Annotated in this window: 11 protein-coding genes and 3 pseudogenes; 10 read left to right on the top strand and 4 right to left on the bottom strand. The window is 56.9% G+C overall.

The features are described from left to right. Positions 1 to 683 precede the first annotated feature (683 nt). From ABIA45_RS37605 to cysN, 8 genes and pseudogenes are all read left to right on the top strand, one after another. Positions 684 to 942, top strand: a pseudogene (locus ABIA45_RS37605) (IS3 family transposase); the annotation flags it as partial. A gap of 155 nt (positions 943 to 1,097) precedes the next feature. Then, a complete protein-coding gene (locus tag ABIA45_RS37610; RefSeq protein WP_202801512.1) occupies positions 1,098 to 1,388 on the top strand; it encodes a hypothetical protein in 291 nt (96 codons plus the stop codon). 58 nt (positions 1,389 to 1,446) lie between these two features. Continuing rightward, positions 1,447 to 1,719 (top strand): hypothetical protein, encoded by a 273-nt coding sequence (locus tag ABIA45_RS37615; RefSeq protein WP_202801511.1) that lies wholly within the window; start codon positions 1,447 to 1,449, stop codon positions 1,717 to 1,719. A 1,640-nt stretch (positions 1,720 to 3,359) separates the two neighbouring features. After that, the gene (locus tag ABIA45_RS37620; RefSeq protein WP_074448398.1) at positions 3,360 to 3,545 is read left to right on the top strand and encodes a hypothetical protein; all 186 of its coding nucleotides are present in this window, start codon (positions 3,360 to 3,362) and stop codon (positions 3,543 to 3,545) included. A gap of 792 nt (positions 3,546 to 4,337) precedes the next feature. After that, positions 4,338 to 4,979 (top strand): sulfotransferase, encoded by a 642-nt coding sequence (locus ABIA45_RS37625; protein WP_338076647.1) that lies wholly within the window; start codon positions 4,338 to 4,340, stop codon positions 4,977 to 4,979. After that, entirely contained in the window at positions 4,925 to 5,440 is a 516-nt protein-coding gene (locus tag ABIA45_RS37630) for a NoeE-like protein (RefSeq protein ID WP_404655417.1), read from the top strand. The genes ABIA45_RS37625 and ABIA45_RS37630 overlap by 55 nt, the downstream gene beginning before the upstream one ends. 210 nt (positions 5,441 to 5,650) lie before the next feature. Then, positions 5,651 to 6,607, top strand: coding sequence for a sulfate adenylyltransferase subunit CysD (gene cysD / locus ABIA45_RS37635; protein ID WP_085969306.1), 957 nt, complete (start codon positions 5,651 to 5,653; stop codon positions 6,605 to 6,607). After that, positions 6,607 to 8,491: pseudogene (gene cysN / locus ABIA45_RS37640) on the top strand (sulfate adenylyltransferase subunit CysN). Before cysD ends, cysN begins: the two are co-directional and overlap by 1 nt. Positions 8,492 to 9,831: 1,340 nt before the next feature. Here the strand turns inward: cysN and ABIA45_RS37645 are convergent. After that, positions 9,832 to 10,284 (bottom strand): Lrp/AsnC family transcriptional regulator, encoded by a 453-nt coding sequence (locus tag ABIA45_RS37645; protein ID WP_036016017.1) that lies wholly within the window; start codon positions 10,282 to 10,284, stop codon positions 9,832 to 9,834. Positions 10,285 to 10,294: 10 nt separating this feature from the next. Between ABIA45_RS37645 and ABIA45_RS37650 the strand changes: the two genes are divergently transcribed. After that, positions 10,295 to 11,011: a LysE family translocator gene (locus ABIA45_RS37650; protein WP_202801510.1), complete on the top strand. Its 717-nt coding sequence runs from the start codon at positions 10,295 to 10,297 to the stop codon at positions 11,009 to 11,011. Between the two features lie 31 nt (positions 11,012 to 11,042). Here the strand turns inward: ABIA45_RS37650 and tnpC are convergent. From tnpC to ABIA45_RS37665, 3 genes and pseudogenes are all read right to left on the bottom strand, one after another. Then, positions 11,043 to 12,578 (bottom strand): annotated as a pseudogene (gene tnpC, locus ABIA45_RS37655) (IS66 family transposase). Between the two features lie 245 nt (positions 12,579 to 12,823). Further along, positions 12,824 to 13,012, bottom strand: a complete 189-nt coding sequence (gene tnpB / locus ABIA45_RS37660) for an IS66 family insertion sequence element accessory protein TnpB (protein WP_404655419.1) — start codon at positions 13,010 to 13,012, stop codon at positions 12,824 to 12,826. Then, positions 12,994 to 13,368, bottom strand: a complete 375-nt coding sequence (locus ABIA45_RS37665; protein WP_240538287.1) for a transposase — start codon at positions 13,366 to 13,368, stop codon at positions 12,994 to 12,996. Before ABIA45_RS37665 ends, tnpB begins: the two co-directional genes overlap by 19 nt. A 917-nt stretch (positions 13,369 to 14,285) precedes the next feature. Between ABIA45_RS37665 and ABIA45_RS37670 the strand changes: the two genes are divergently transcribed. Beyond that, entirely contained in the window at positions 14,286 to 16,697 is a 2,412-nt protein-coding gene (locus ABIA45_RS37670) for a 2-aminoethylphosphonate--pyruvate transaminase (protein WP_338076646.1), read from the top strand. The last annotated feature ends 11 nt before the right edge of the window (positions 16,698 to 16,708 follow it).

Below are 16,708 nucleotides of genomic sequence, written 5' to 3' on the forward strand. Positions count from 1 at the left end.
CCTGATTGCTGCACGATCGCCTGCGCGTATAGTGCCTCGCCGCCGCATATGGAAAATCTGCACGCGCGCGCCTGCAATGCTAGTGCATGTTGCCCTCGATCGTCTCTGCGAGACAATCCTCGATCAAACACTTGATTTTCCCGGTCGTCGGCATGAGGCTCCTGAGAGGCGCTGCCCCTCGGCTCAAAGCGTCGTGCGATAAGGCAGGTAGGACAGACAGGCCATCCCTGTTCTTCGCGACAATAAGCGGCTCGCGCCGCGCTGTTACATCTGGATCTATCTTCGGACGAGCGGACAGACCTCTTGGGGTGCTGCTTGAGGCAGATCAAGTACTCTCGGTGCGAATGGCAGAATAGTAGATAAGCGAACCACGGGAAGAGAGGGGCATGCCTTCATTTAATGTTCGGTTTATTAAGACCGTTTGTGACGATACTGGCGGCGAGCATCGTGCGTGCCAGGCAGCATTCAAGGTCGATGCCGCCTCCCTGAGTGCTGCTGCTCAGCAGGCGGAGACTGATTTTTGCAAGCAAAAGAGTGTCCGCGATTGGACAATCTTCGCCGATGTGTTGGAGCTTCGAACCTCACCTGCATTAGCTAATCCATCCAATCAGCCTTTCGAGGATCCCCAAGGACGAGCTTCTCATGAGCAAGCAAGGGTTTCGCCCTTCCTGAGATTTCCACGGAAGCGGGACATCTTCACCGACCAAGGCTCGTAGTTCACGGGCGCGACGTTCACCAGCGTGCTCGCCAGTCATGGCATCCCCCTTGCTTGCCCGGCGCGACAACGAATTCGTCGAGCATGCCTATGAGACTGTGTCCGACGCCCGCGTCTCGGGCGGACGATACCTCGCCTTCTACAATGGCCGGCGTCCGCCTTCGAGCCTTGGCGGCGGCGCTCCGGATCAAGCTTACTTCCGGCCGCTGCCATTCCGTGCGGTAGCCTTACTATGGCAGACGCTCCACTTACACAATCGGCACAGATCGGCAGTCGGTCTGTGGAATCCTGAAGGCACGGCCAATACCGGTAAGCGTGACCTTAAATTCGTACGACGAGGGGTCGAGAGTGAAGGAAGTCGTGGTGGGTACGGCCACCAATCATGCGGCTCACGATCGCGAACTCTCTTGCGATCTATTCTCTTATATCAATCTTAAGCTTCGCTGGGAGTGGTATTGTCCGCGTTCTCTCGTCGGCGGCAGCAGGTACGCAAGCTGGCGCACGGGTCCGCCACCGAATCCAGGACCGCTATCTCGACGAACTGAATGAGGACGTCGAAGGAATTGTGAACCCGTTGCGGGAGCTTAACGTGAAGGTGCATCGACCGATGACCCTTTGCTCGTGCGGTCTTGAAAAGGTGGCTGATTATTTGCCGGAAGCAATGCGCAAGTGATAGTCGCGCCCGAACCACTCAAAAATGGTTCCCAGCTTACGACGATGACGATCTGCCGTTGTCCAGTCTTTCCATAGATATCAACGTCCTTTCGGTCCCTCCTGACGTCGTTTTAGTCAACGACGCCTGCCCCGAACTGGCCCGGATCCTTGAACACAGTCGCTTTCCGGTCATACCGGCTCGGCACCGCCATAGGTGGATCTTTATTTGCTTTACTCTCGACACGGTCCGCGAAGACGGGACGGAGGATTTCTTCAACTATACCGGCGATAAACGTAATCGTCTGCTTCCCGAGGCGGCGCCTCGTAAAGCCATTGCTTGGGAAGCCTGATAGCTGGCGAGGGTGTGCTCGCTAGGACTGGTCAAGGTTATGCTGCATCAACTAGTTGCCAGAACCAAAAAACTGTAGCGTAGGTTCCGCAAAGCCGCAAAGTAGCTGAGTCAATTAGATGTACTCTCGCCACGTTTCAGGCCGACGATCGGCGAGTGCGCCTGTCAGCGGACCCTAAGTTGGGACGTGAACACGCTCACATCTTGCGCCACCATCGTGCCCGTGACGGTCTTGACGTATCAGGACGGGAGCTTTCGAATGTCATTTGATCGTCCAGTGACTTTAAGGGAGACTGTTGCTTCGATGTCACCAAACCGATGAACGGCCGGTCTACGCTCGTGCGACAAAAGACACCACATGTTCGATATCTATTTGAACCAAAGACACGATCTTTTGGTCATTCCGACAGGCTTTGGGATCCCCGCGGGATTGGACGGCAATTGGAAGAGAAAGAAGCGGGCGGTTCGTTCCGTGAGCGACGTCATTCGTCAAGATGTACAACAGCGTGGTTACCACCGACGTCGTTTGATCTCGTACCGGTCCAAGGCGACACTTGAGACCTCGTCACACTCCTAGTCAACGCAGCTATCTAATGCTGAACCGTTCTTCGGAAACTTCGGGCAGGATGTGGCCGATGCCGTCGAAAGCGGTGCTTACCGCGGCGACAGCAGGCGGGTGTCGCGCATTGGGCTTAAGGAGGAAGCTTTCTTTTGAAGGCGGGGCGCGCCTCTGGAGCTTACCGCAAAATAGGCGTTGTCGGGCTTTTCCTTGGGTCAAGGGCGTGTGCGTGAGTTTTCAGCTGTCTACCTCAAGATGCTGCCGGCCAGCCGCACGGTCGGGCAAGCATCGAAGTCGTTAAGCAGCATTGGCTATCTGTATAGCAGCGGCCCGGAGTGGCCAGCTCGTATGAAGCGCACCGCAGCCGCGCGCCCCAACTCGGCATTTTCGGCCAAAGCTGATGCGGGAGGCCGGGTGCTGGATCCTCACCGAGGAGGGAAGGGAATATTTTGAGACGCTCGAACACTTAGATCGGTGTGCTATGCAGGCGTAGGTTGGGCGACAAATCGCGCAACAGCCTAAAGCTGAGCAACCGCCCCTTTGACTTCGCAGGTGGGAACGAACGCGGGCAGAAAGCGCCCCACGGCAAGCGATTGAGCCCACGTAAACCGCTGCCGGCGTGACGGTCAGCCGATCACCCCCTTGCTGATGGTGATGTACTCAACTACACCTCGAAGTTCACATTTGGAAACAGTGGCGTTGTAATGGGTATTGCGAAGTTGTTCAACGCGGCTAGGGATATTGGCTTGATTTAACCTGAGGGATGGAGAATCTGGCCTCTTCATGCACATCAGCGTGGTCGAGACGACGGTCGGCTAAACTGATCTCGGGGTTGGCTTACTCATTCCAGAGAGTGTCAGTTGCTTAGCTGCGAATAGAAGGGCGTTGATTGGAACGTTCTCAGAGCGCGAGGTGTATATGAAGTTTACAGTTCCACAGCTGTACTAGCCCAGACGTCTCGCGTTTGGAAGGCATGACCAAGTTATACGCTGGCGCCACTTCTATCATATTGTCTGTTTTTTGCGGTCGTCGTGCCGTGAAAACTATGCTACAAGCCGCTCCTCTCAAAAGGAGCATTCATCGTGAAGAAAGCAACCAAGAAACGCGTTAAGCGGCGCGAATGGACGAGGGCAGATATCAAGGAGCTCAAAGTCCATTCGAAGGCCCGAACCCCGGTCATAAAAATAGCAAAGATGACCAAACGCAGCGTCGGTGCGCTCCGCCAGAAGGCCTTGCATCTTGGAATCGGGCTCGGACACCAACGGTAGTTTTGAGCAGCGCTGGTACTGGCGCGATAGGGCGGCTCGCTGGGCCGCCCTCAGTACCCATAGAAATTTTGTCGGAAATTAGCTTTACGGATCCGCGCTGAGAGAGTGTTTGGATCCTGGTTCACTGTCGCGGTGGGAGCTCCAGCATCCTCTCATTATTGACGGACTATCTTAGACGTGGTCTCAACGGTTGTGACCAATCGGCAGTGAAGACATTACCTTGGTGATGGCCCAATCAAGGATCTCCCACATGAACGGCCGATCCAGTGTGTTGGCCGACCAACGGCGGTGCTCACTGGAAGTAGCGTCTGGATCGCTACCGCGCTGAGAAGATTGCTGCATCCTGCCATGTGTGATGTCCGCGTTATAGTCTGCTTCTTTGCAGCACTCCGCTCATATGCCTAAATTGTTTGTGTATGCCGAGCCTCAGCAACGTGCATGTCGCAGTTACCTCTTCAATGCCCCAGCGCATGATGTGCCGCGCGCGGTCTTTGGCAAACGTCCGTATAGTTCTTTTCAACCTTGCCATATTTGCAGTCAATCTTCGTGCAATTGAGCTGTTGCTTGATTCTGTTTTATCGGTCGAGCAATCGGGGAAGCGATTGCAGTTATCGTTCTGTGATCCCGCCCGATCGGACTGAACGGGTCTCAAGTCATGAGTGGCAGACAAAATTCTTGTCCTTTCGACTCCTTGTACGCAAGCGGTTGCCCCCATGTGATCCGGCGGCCGGCTTTGTTTCGCCCAATCGAGCTAGCGCCGACAGATGGCGCTTGCCAAGCACGAGTGTCTGAATGATGAGCGGACGTTTTGGTCGTTCACCTGAGGTGTGCTTTCTCCTTGGTCTTCCACGATCCGGGACCACACTCCTGGCACATTTGCTGCAGCTCCATCCAGACATTGTGGCTCCGCCCGAACCCTGGTTAATGCTGGCGCTTGAAGCAATTGGCAAGCTGGATCGGCGTCATCCGGCCGGCAGCTCTCTAATTGAGGCCGCCACCTCCGAATTCCTGGGACGGATAGATCGCACGATCGTTAGCCGCGCTTTTGCAGATGCAGCATACGATCAGTATCTGGCAAAAGCGGGTAAGCGCATCATCATAGATAAGACACCACGCTATTGGACGGCACTTGAATTTGTTGAATCCGTCTATCCGGAATCGCCACACATCCTTCTGATGCGCAATCCCTACGCCATCGCCGCTTCACTGAAATCGACGTGGGGCATCCCACTGCGGGCAGAAAGCGCGCAGCCGGTGAGCGTATCCAGTCTCGCTGACCTCATGCTTCGACTGCCCGATGGCATAATATCTTCACTGGCCGATTTGGTTTTGGTCTTCCTAGGCTCGCCGCGCAACGTATTCGCCCGCAGACTCATTTGGTGCAATACGAACTGCTCGTGGCGCACCCGGACGAGGAAATCCAGCGTCTACTGACAGCGCTCGGCTGTGATCCAGGAGGCGTCGCATCGGCGAGCATGGGACGAGTAGATTATCTTCAGTCCAGCAGCTTTGGAGACCGAAAAATCCTGGAACGAAACACCATCGACGAAAGCTCTGTCAAATCATGGCAATCTCAATTGAGCGTCGAAGAGATGCAAACCGTGACCGATCTGGTCGGTGCCGAGCTTTTGGTGGAACTCGGATATGAGCAGGAACTGCTGCATGCCCAGAAAGCCGGAGTTCTGGACAGGGGACGGGAAGTAACCGAACTCTATCGTCGGATATTCCGAATCTGGTGGGATTTGCGAAGTGCCAAGGCGGGAGGACTGTCCGGCTTATCTCACGCTGGAGAGTCGGCCCACACTACTTGGAACATTTCGGAGAACCGGGACGTAGCTATCGAGATGTTGCGAGGCGAGGTCGCGCGGCTTGAGCAGATCCTCGGGAGCTCCTAAGGACTCTGAATGCTTGTGATCAAGCCACGCTGGTTGATTTAGCCAACTTAACCGGCACGCTGATCTCCGATCAGGTGTGCCGCACGCCGGCCGTACGAGCGGCAGAATGCGATATGCTGCCGCGTCCGAAGTGTGCTGTCGAACGGGTCTTGGCCTCATTGACGAGCCGTGCGCCTTGGCCGGCCATTTCTGCCGCGGATATTCCCCGCTCTGGGCTGGAGCCATAGAGCGGCGAAGAACAGAGATCCTGCACCGAAAACAAGATATATGCTGCCAAAACATCTGCACCGTCTCGAAGCTGAATCGATAGAAATCATGCGTGATGTGGTCGCCGAGTTCAAAAGGCCCGTCATGCTTTACTCCATCGGAAAAGATTCAAGCGTTTTGCTACACCTTGCGATCAAGGCGTTCTATCCGGCAAAAATACCTTTCCCCCTGCTTCACGTCGATACGACCTGGAAGTTCCGCGAGATGATCAGCTTCCGAGACGCGACAGCCAGGCGGCTCGGCCTCGACCTGATTGTCCATGTCAACAAGGACGGCAGCGCGCGTGGGATCAATCCGATCGATTCCGGCTCCGCGCTACATACCCAGGTGATGAAAACGGACGCGCTGAAACAGGCGCTCGACCTCCACGGATTTGATGCCGCCTTTGGCGGAGCCCGGCGCGATGAGGAAAGGAGTCGCGCGAAAGAACGGATACTCTCCTTCCGTTCGGCTGGACATGTATGGGACCCCCGTAACCAACGGCCGGAGCTCTGGAGCCTGTTCAATACACGGATTCGCCAGGGCGAAACCATGCGCGTGTTTGCGATGTCAAACTGGACCGAGCTCGAGGTGTGGGAATACATCATGATCGAGAAAATTCCGGTCGTTCCGCTCTACTTCGCAAAACGAAGACCGATAGTTCATCGAAATGGTGCGATGATCATGGTTGACGACGAGCGATTGCCGCTTAACTGCGACGAGACGCCGGAAATGCGGATGATCCGCTTTCGCACCCTTGGATGTTATCCCTTGAGCGGGGCTATCGAATCCGATGCGACGACGATCGAAGGTATCGTCGCAGAAATGCAGACCGCGACCGTGTCGGAGCGCCAGGGGCGCCTAATTGACACCGATGAAGCCGCTTCAATGGAGAAGAAGAAGCGGGAAGGCTACTTTTGATGTTTACAGAGCCGACAACGGAACCGGTTCCGGCCCGGACGAAGGATCAGCTACGATTCATCACATGTGGCTCGGTGGACGACGGTAAATCGACGCTGATCGGCCGATTACTGCACGACAGCAAGATGATCTACCACGATCAGATCACGGCGCTGGAACGCGACAGCATCAAGTACGGTAGCACCGGGGATAACATCGACTTCGCGCTGCTTGTGGACGGCCTCGAGGCCGAACGGGAGCAGGGCATTACGATCGATGTTGCCTACCGCTTCTTCACTACGCCGCGGCGCTCCTTCATGGTGGCCGATACTCCCGGCCATGAGCAGTATACCCGCAATATGGCTACCGGCGCCTCGCAAGCCCAGCTCGCCATTATCCTGATCGATGCCCGCAAAGGCGTGATGGTTCAGACGCGCCGCCACTCCTTTATCTGTGCGCTGCTCGGTATTCGTCATATCGTGCTGGCAGTGAACAAGATCGATCTTGTCGCATACGACAAGGAGTGCTTCGATCGGATCGCGTGCGACTATATGGCCTTCGCCGCCGGTCTCGGCTTCACCTCGATCGTTCCGATCCCGATCTCGGCGCGATACGGCGACAACGTCGTAGACCGCTCCGCGCGTGCCAACTGGTATCGTGGTCCCTGCCTGCTTGAATATTTGGAGAGCATTGACATCCAGTCCGGCACCGCAAGCCAGGCTTTCCGCTTTCCGGTACAATGGGGTGAACCGGCCAAATCCGGATTTTCGGGGCTATGCCGGGACGGTGGTTTCGGGGAGGATCTCGGCGGGGGATGAGATCATTGTCGCCACGTCGGGACGGACCACGCGCATCAAGCGGATCGTGACCCACGGTGGCGACCTTGTCGGCGCCGAAGCCGGGGATGCGGTGACCATTACACTGGAAGACGAAATTGATATCGGCCGCGGCGACATTCTGTCCCGACCGGACGATCAACCGAAGGTCGCCGACCAATTCGCTGCTTATGTGATTTGGATGGACGAGGAGCCGCTCGCTCCCGGACGCAATTACATCCTGCGGATCGGATCGCAGACGATTTCCGGCAGCATTACCGAAATTCGGCATCGGATCGACGTCAACACTTGTGCGCATCTGGCCGCCGGGATGGTTTCGTTGAACGAGATCGCCTTCTGTAATGTTGCGACCACAATGCCCGCAGTATTCGATGCTTATGACGTCAATCGGAAGACCGGATCATTCATCGTCATCGATCGTTACACCAATCGTACGGCGGGGGCCGGCATGATTGCCGTTCCGCTACGGCAGACCGCCAATATTGCTAGGCAAGCCCTATCCGTGGATAGGAGGGAACGTGCCGCGCTCAAGAATCAGAAGCCTTGCGTCATTTGGTTCACCGGCCTGTCTGGCGCGGGAAAGTCGGCGATTGCGAACCTCGTTGATCAAAAGCTGTTTGCGATGTCGCGGCATACAATGCTGCTGGATGGCGACAACCTCCGACACGGATTAAGCGCCGATCTGGGCTTCTCGGAGGCGGACCGCGTGGAGAACATTCGGCGTGTCGGTGAAGTTGCCAAGTTGATGGCGGACAGCGGCTTGATTGTGATCTGCTCGTTCATCTCGCCCACGAGAGCCGAACGGGACAGGGTGCGCATCCTTGTTGGCGACGAAGAGTTCATAGAAGTCTTTGTCGATACGCCGATCGAGGAATGCGCGCGGCGAGACCCGAAAGGGCTGTACTCAATGGCGAAATCAGGCAACATCAAGAACTTCACCGGAATCGACGCCTGCTACGAGGCACCAGAAACACCGGATATTCATCTCAGGACCATGGAGCAGAACCTAGAGCATTCAGCGAAAGCGGTAGTGGATGTCTTGATAGCGCGCTCAATTCTTGATGGTTAGATGTGCTCGCGCCACGTCATCAATTCGCACAATATCCTGCCGGCGCGGCTCAGGCGGGACCTGCGGTCAAACTTTTCGCTCGAAAGGAACAGAATGGTCGCACCCTCTCGTGTACTCCCAGCTTCCGGTTATGTGCTCGAAGTGGATGGTCAATTCAAAACCGAGTACGCGAGCAAGGATGGAGCGGTGGAGCTCAAGAGACGCCGTCCCATGCTGCAGATCAGAGTCTACGATGCGGTGAGAAAGGCCAGAGAGGAAGTCCGACTTCCACTAGGTTGAGGGGGGTGCTTCGCGCTTCTTGCTGCGCGTGCGGCCAAGGACACGCCGATCTGCCTTTAAAGCCGCGCCGGGGCCGCGGACTCGGGCGGCTTTACTCTCCCGCAGAGTACGAAGCGCGGGCCGCGGTTTTCCGGGGCTGGCTATCCGGCGAGCCTGGGCTTACTCCAGGTATATTGATCAATCTGAAGCGAGCAATCGGTCGCGATCCATCCTGTCGTGACCTATGGTAACGTCAGGCAAGCTTGCTTCCTTTTGGCCGCCGCTCGTAGGCGAACACGGTCGGCGTACGCCCAGCACCTTCATCGCGAGGCAACGCTGCCGCGACCATTAGCCATCCTGTGCTACGGAGCTCCGTTGCGTGTTCGCGTCATGCTCCAGTCCTCCTTCCATCGTGTTGCCATGAAGGCGGCCATTGACGCGACCGAAAAGTTAAGGGAGCTCATCGCTGGCCAAGCGACAAAGAATGATCTCTCGATGAGCCGCTCTGGTCAGCCATCGACGCGCTCGACCGCACTTTAGACCGCGTAGAACGCGAGTGCACATCAACGAGCGGCCTGCGGAGGAATCAAAGCGAGCAGAACGGCTCGGAAGTGACTATCCTCGAACCAGAGTGCCTCATGGGCGAGGTACTTGCGCTCACCGAGTGCTGGTGATGGGTGGCTCGCCGGCTGAGGCGTTTGAGCGCCGTAAATCACCGTACCTTCGCCGCCATGATCGCCCGGTGAGATGTCTCGCGGCGAGCGGCGTGTAGTAGCGAACAATGGATTCTGCCGACGATCGATTTGAAAGATGGACCTGCACCACTCATCTGGACTCGGCTCGACGCACTCCCAGCAAATCAGGACAACATGCTCTGTCGCACGGCCGCTCGCCGAAAGGTACCTACTGATCCTTGCTAAGCGGCCAGCAAGGATCGCTCAATCATCATCAAGTCGAACTCGACCGCAGGCAGCAAAGTCCTCTCGAGTCAACCGCAAGGACCTGATAACAGCAAAGCGATGCAGGAGTGATCTCGCCGGCAACGCGGAGAAGCGTAAGCGGTGTTTTCCTCCCACCTGAGATCAGATCGGGAATGGTCGGCTCGGGATTACACTTTTCATCACCAACGTCGAATTGAGGCGCATGACGTGTGGCAGGGCGAGAAGGCTGTCGTCGTACAGTCTTTGGAATGTAGCTAGGTCCTTGCTGACGACGTGAAGCATGTAATCAGGCTCACCGAAGAGTCGCTGGGCTTGGACTATCTCGGGCACCCCGAGCAGCGCCTTCTCGAACGCCAACACGTTTTCTCTGCTCCCCTCGCGAAGAGTCGCATAAACAATAGCCGCAAACCCAAGGCCCAGCTTCGATGGCTCTACGGAGGCTCTGTAATCCGTTATCACTCCGGCTTCTTCCAGCGCTCTCAATCGACGATGGCAAGGCGAAAGGCTTAAACCGACGCGCTCCGCTAAGTCGGTAGCAGAAATGCGTCCTTCGCGTTGAAGAATAGCAAGTATCTTGCGGTCAATTGCGTCCATGCGAGAGAATATGCCTCAGATCGCTCGTTCATTGCAATATTTGGGAGCACATTTCGCCAGCGACGCCGTAAAAATCCGCATCTCGCAATCAGAGGTGCATGAGATGGAAATCGGTTTGGTCGCCGCCTTTTGGGCTTTGTCGCTGTCACTTGTCCTGACACCAGGAGCCGATTGGGCTTACGCGATATCGGCAGGCATGAAGGATCGTGCGATAGTGCCTGCCGTGGCTGGAATGTTGCTGGGGTACGTAGCAGTCACGACAGTAGTAGTCGCTGGTGTGGGAGCCATCGTCGCCAGCGTGCCGTCTGTCCTAACTGGGCTTACACTGATCGGCGCGGCCTACTTGCTCTATCTTGGGCTTGCGGTTTCACGGAGCCCGCCCCTTCCGGAAGCAGGTCAACAGCAGACAGGAAGTTGGTATCAGTGGCTGACGCGCGGCTTTGGTATCAGCGGCATCAACCCTAAAGCGCTGCTGCTCTTCCTGGCCATCCTACCGCAGTTCACCAGTCGTCTGTCTACGTGGCCGATATCGGCACAAATCGCCTTGCTGGGCGTAGTTCACATAATCAATTGTGCCGTGATTTACACAGCAGTGTCGGCCACCTCACGTGCTGTCCTTCGAACCAGACCACGCATTGCTCGGCTGGTCGCACAAGCTTCCGGTGTCGCGATGATCACTATCGCAATCGTGCTTATTGTCGAACAGCTATCACAGTTCAGCAGGTGACTGCTCGTTCGATCAGGGCATCCTGCAAACTTTAGCCATTTGTCCGCCGCGAATAGTTCCACGGCATCAGCACGTCGATATGCATCTGCCTGTGCCCGTTTACGATGGCGGTGAGTGTGGAGGACAGGTAGGCGAACGGATCGACGGCATTGAGTTTGCACGTTTCGATGAGTGAGGCGATGGTCGCCCAGTTCTCCGCTCCTGCATCGTGTCCGGCAAAGAGGGCATTCTTCCGGTTCAACGCAATCGGCCTGATGGTGCGCTCAACCGTATTGTTGTCGATCTCGATCCGGCCGTCAGTCAGGAAGACGCAAAGGACATCCCAGTGTTTGGCGATATAGGCCAACGCCTCACCGAGCGGCGACTTGCCCGCGACACGGGCGCGATGATGCGTCAGCCAAACCCTCATGTCCGCGATTAGCGGCGCTGATCGTTCCTGCCGCCCGGCGAGCGAGCTTGTGCGGAACCGCGCAGTTCTGCCTCGATCCGATAGAGTTCACCGATCCGCTTCAAGCCTTCGTCGGCAATCGGCGCTGATCCGGTGCGAGTGATCTCGACCAGTTTACGACAAGCATGCGCCCAACAATAGGCAAGTTGGATGTTCGGCCCAACACGATCCGGCGCGATCAGCCGATTATATCCGGCATAACCATCCACCTGAAGGATGCCCGTAAATCCTCGGAATATCCGCTCGGCATGTAGCCCGCCGCGACCGGGTGCATAGGTGAAGGCTATCCCCGGCGGCGCACCTCCGTCCCACGGTCGATCATCACGGGCCAGCGCCCAGAAGTATCCTGTCTTGGTTTTACGAGAACCTGGATCAAGCACCGGCGCACGGGTCTCGTCCATGAAGAGCTTCGTTGACCGCTTCAGGTCCGCAAGCAAGGCATCGAAAACCGGACGCAGTTCGAAAGCTGCCCGACCAACCCAGTCGGCGAGTGTTGAGCGGTCGAGATCAATCCCCTGGCGGTTCATGATCTGGGCCTGGCGGTAGAGCGGCAGATGATCGGCATACTTGGACACCAGCACATGCGCGATGGTCGCCTGGCAATCCTGCATGGATCAATCGTGCAGGTGCTGGAGCCTGCGCTACGCCGTCGGTACAGGCACGGCAGGCGTATTTTGGACGATGAGTAACGATGACGCGGAACTGCGCAGGGATGACATCCAGCCGCTCGGATACGTCCTCCCCTATGCAATGCAGGCCACCGCCACAGTTGCAGATCAAGCTCTCCGGCTGGATGATCTCTTCGACACGAGGAAGGTGGGCGGGAAGAGAGCCACGATTGGCGGCGCGAGATTTGGGGCTCGGTTTGCCCGAGGGGCTATCGGCTTCATCTTCGGCATGGATGGCCGCTATGGCGGTTTCCAGGTCTTCCAATGCGAGATCGAATTGCTCGGGATCAGACTTCTCGGACTTGCGCCCAAAGGCAGCCTGCTTGAAGGCGGCGACCAGCTTGTCTAGCCGTTCGATCCGATCATCCTTGCGGACTTCACGCGCTTGAGCTGCGAGCAGCATCGCCTTCAAGGCAGCAATATCGTCCGGCAAATCGGCGGCGTCCAACATGCCGGAAGTTTGTCAAACTCTACCTCTGTTGCCGTCCGGATTTCTCGCTCGAGTCATCGTGCCGCACCTATTCGATTGCGGTCGGTGCTCTTGCCTCAACGGTACGAACCCGACGCCAGTCGAGCCCGCAAACAGCGCCTCGAACTGGGCAGCCCAAGGGTCATCAGACCGTCCCTGATATCTCGCCAAGTGAACGTGTGCTCCTCCAGCCGCTTGTAGGCCATCACCAGACCGCTGCCATCCCATTAGATCAGCTTCAGGCGGTCCGCTTTGCGGGATCGGAATACGAAGACCGTTCCTGTGAACGGTTCCTTGTGCAGCTCGTTCTTTACCAGCGCCGCTAATCCGTCGTGACCCTTGCGGAAATCGACGGGCTTGGTCGCCACTATGATCCGAACGCGGTTTGATGGAAAGATCATGAGGAACCTGCGCATGCAAGCGCGACAGAGGCGATCCGGGCGGCAGATGCGTCTTCTTCCAGACGGATCGTCACAGAGCCGAAGAGAATCTCGGGGCGGTTGGCTTTCTTGAGCGGCGGCTCCGAAATGGGGGCTCGACGATGACCGCTGCGAACTCCGCCGCGTCCTCGGGTTTGTGGCAGAACCAGCTTGCCCTGCCGCGCCATCGTCCGCCAGGTGGAAAGGTGGTTCGGCTTCAGGCCGTAGCGCTCTGCGACTTCATTCACCAACGCTCCGGGCCGAAGGCTCTCCGAAACGATCTGCGCCTTGATCTCGTCCGGCCAATGCCGATGCGGCTCACGTCCAGACTTTCTGGTCGTGAGAAACTCCAATGTACTCTCCATGGAGAAATTCCCGTTGCTCGTCCATGGATAGGCGATCACAGATCACGGCGGCGAGGACAACGTGGGAGCGGAACATCGGTTACCGTAAACGGGCCGATTAGCCCTCACTGCGGTCCAGCTCGCGCTTGCAGGCGGAATGCTTACGATAGGTCCAAATTGAACTCTCAAACGATTCAACCCCGCTGTGAATCCTCTGTCCTCTGCTGCTTACGTCAGCTTGTCGCCGCCAAATGAGAGTACGTCAGGAAAATTTACGTGAGAAAATCCCCGGAGAGGGTTGAACCGCCCGTAACGTCAAGTTGTACGATCTCCGAAATGGACATCAGCGTCCCAGATCCTCCAACCAGCGACGGAGTGCAAATGTATCAAGTCCAAAGCAACGCATTAGACTCCCGCTGCGAACCACGATCATCGAGTGTGCCAGGCATTGATAATCCGGGCACGTCGTCTCCTGGCTGCATCGCCCGGACAGGCTCACACGTAAATTGTCCGCAGACTGGCGCTTCATAGCTGCAAGAGGGCGATCGCGCTCAAGCTTGCACAGACGTGACAGTGGATGAGAGCGAGCGTCGGCGCCGGTTGCGCCCGAGTGCTTAGTGCCAAAGGCTATTTGGGAGGTCTGAAGGGCATCAATGAGGAGCTTTGTGAAACATCGCTCTCCATCCGCGATGAGATATGGAGGTTGTCATCCGACAGCCTTTTCGGGCGCCGACGCGAAACGCGTCCACGATACATGTCGCTTCATTCGAAGCTGTTGATGAGAAACGGGGCGCGCGCCACGGCGCTCCCTGCTGTGCGTACTCCAGGTCATCGACCAATACAATGTTAGGAGGAATGGTTTGACAAGACAGCGGTCTTTGCTGACGCCTGGTCCATTATCGTTATCGCTGGCGGTCAGGAGCCAGATGCAGCTTGATCTCGCGTCTCGCGATGACGAGTTCAAGGAGGTGACCGCCTGCATGAGGCGGCTGATGCTCAACTTGCTGGGAAACGCTGAGGAATATTCGGTGGTGCCTATTCAAGGAGGTGGCTCCTTTGCAATGGAGGCGGCCCTCTCTTCATTTGTGTCCCGAGCCCACAGGCCGCTCGTTTGCGTAAACGGCATCTATGGCGAGCGCATTCTACAAATTTTGCGGCTGTGGGGTGTCGAAGCACTGAAGCTTGTCAAGCGCGCAACCGATCCGTTGGATCCGGAAGAGATCGGCGAGTATCTGAGCCGAAATCCCGGCGTTACGCACCTGTGTTTCGTGCATTGTGAGACGACGACCGGAATCGTCAATCCGCTGCACGAGATCGTGGAGGTGGCGAGGCGAGGTGGCGTAAAGACCATCATCGATGGGATGAGTTCCTTCGGCGCCCTCAATATCGATCTGAGCCAGCGTGGACCTGACGTACTGGTCACATCGAGCAACAAGTGCATAGAAGGGCCGCCGGGAGTTGCGTTTGTCATCGCCTCGCGCGAGCTGCTGGAGAATGCGACTCAAGAACCGAGATCGTTTGTGCTCGATGTGAGAGATCAATGGCGCTCGCTCGAGCGCACGGGTGAGTGGCGGTCGACCCCTCCAACCCACGTCGTTCAGGCAACGACAATGGCTTTGAAGATTCTGCACGAGGAAGGCATCGATGCCAGGCGCTTCAGGTACGAGAAGGTCAGAGACGACCTCATCAAGGAACTCGAAGGGATAGTGGCTCCGCTGTTGTCCCCCGAGTTGCAGTCGCCGGTCTGTGTTGCGTTCAGTGCGCCGTCCGGAATAGTGGACCAGCCAGGATTCGATGGGCTGTATCGCCACTTGGCGGCCCATAATCTTTACGTCTACTCGAAGCTGCATCTTGCGACGCGGAGCTTTCGGGTCGGTTGCATTGGGCAAATCCAATCCAGCTGGATTGAGCAGTTGGGATGCGCCTTTCGTACATATTTCCGGTCCGGTCAGGCCCGGTCAGCAAGGCCGGCGTCGGGCCAAGAGGTATATGGGGCGCGCGTAAAGATGCCGGCTCAATCAGCTGGGGACCGGCAGCTGCGGCTTTCCCCCGAGACTGCTGTTCTGCATGCGGGCTATCGACGCGACCCGGTGACAAAAGCCGTCGCAGTGCCGATTTACCAGAATACAGCTTATGAACTCGATGGCGATCTAAATCACATCGCTGACGTCTACAACGTCAAGGCGGATGGGTTCACCTACACGAGGATTATCAATCCGACGACCCGCGCGCTGGAGAAGCGCTACGCCGCTGTCGACATGGGCAGCGACTCGCTCGCCGTTGCGTCAGGTCAAGCGGCGACGTTCCTTGCTATCATCAATCTTTCAAGTGGCGAAGTAGGGGACAATATTGTTGCCTCTCCGTATCTATATGGCAATACCTGGAACCTGCTCCACAACACCTTAAAGCGTTTGGGAATCAGCGTGAGGACAGCAGATCCCCGAAGGCCCGAGACGTTCGAACGTGCCATTGATGATCGCACGATTTGCCTGTTCGGAGAGGTAATTTCGAATCCCTGTCTGATTCCGCTCCCGGTCAAACAGCTGGCGGAAATCGGCCGAAGGTACGGCGTGCCTCTGGTCGTAGACAATACGACCACGCCGCTGGTATGTCGGCCGTCAGACCTGGGCGCCGCAGTTACGACGTACTCTGCAACAAAATATATATCCGGTCATGGCACGACCCTCGGCGGACTAATCGTTGACAGCGGCAAATTTAGCTATCGGGGAGCCTCCCGCTTTCCCTTGTTCAACGGTCCCGACGAAGCGCATGGCGGAATTGTCTGGCACAACGCTGTGCGCGATGTCGATGATCTAGGAAAGAGCGAGTTTCTCCTCAAGGCTCGCATGACCTGGTTGCGCGATACGGGTGCAGCCATCGCCCCGTTTGCGAGCTTTCAACTGATCCAAGGGCTTGAAACGCTGCCGCTTCGCATGAAGCAGCACTGCGCTAATGCCAGGATCGTCGCCGGCGTTCTAAAGGAGCATCCTAAAGTGCGTCGCGTCTTCTACCCGGGGCTCTTTGAGGGCGCCGATCGGGAAATCGTCGATCAGACACTCAACGCCGAATACGGACATGGGGCGATGGTCATGTTCGAAGTGGAAGACGAGCTGGCCGGGCGCAAGTTCATCCAGAACGTCGACTTGATGTATCACGTTTCCAATGTGGGAGATGCCCGCACGCTCGTGACTCATCCTGTCTCGACGACCCACACCACTGTCCCGCGGGAAAAGCGCGAAGCGGCCGGCATATTTGGCGGCTCAATCCGGCTTTGTGTCGGCATCGAAGATGTTAACGACATCTTGCGCGATCTGGACAAGGCGCTTTCCGCAATCTGACAACCTGCAAG

Origin of the sequence: Bradyrhizobium sp. USDA 336 (assembly GCF_044908355.1) — a bacterium.
Lineage (GTDB): Bacteria > Pseudomonadota > Alphaproteobacteria > Rhizobiales > Xanthobacteraceae > Bradyrhizobium > Bradyrhizobium yuanmingense.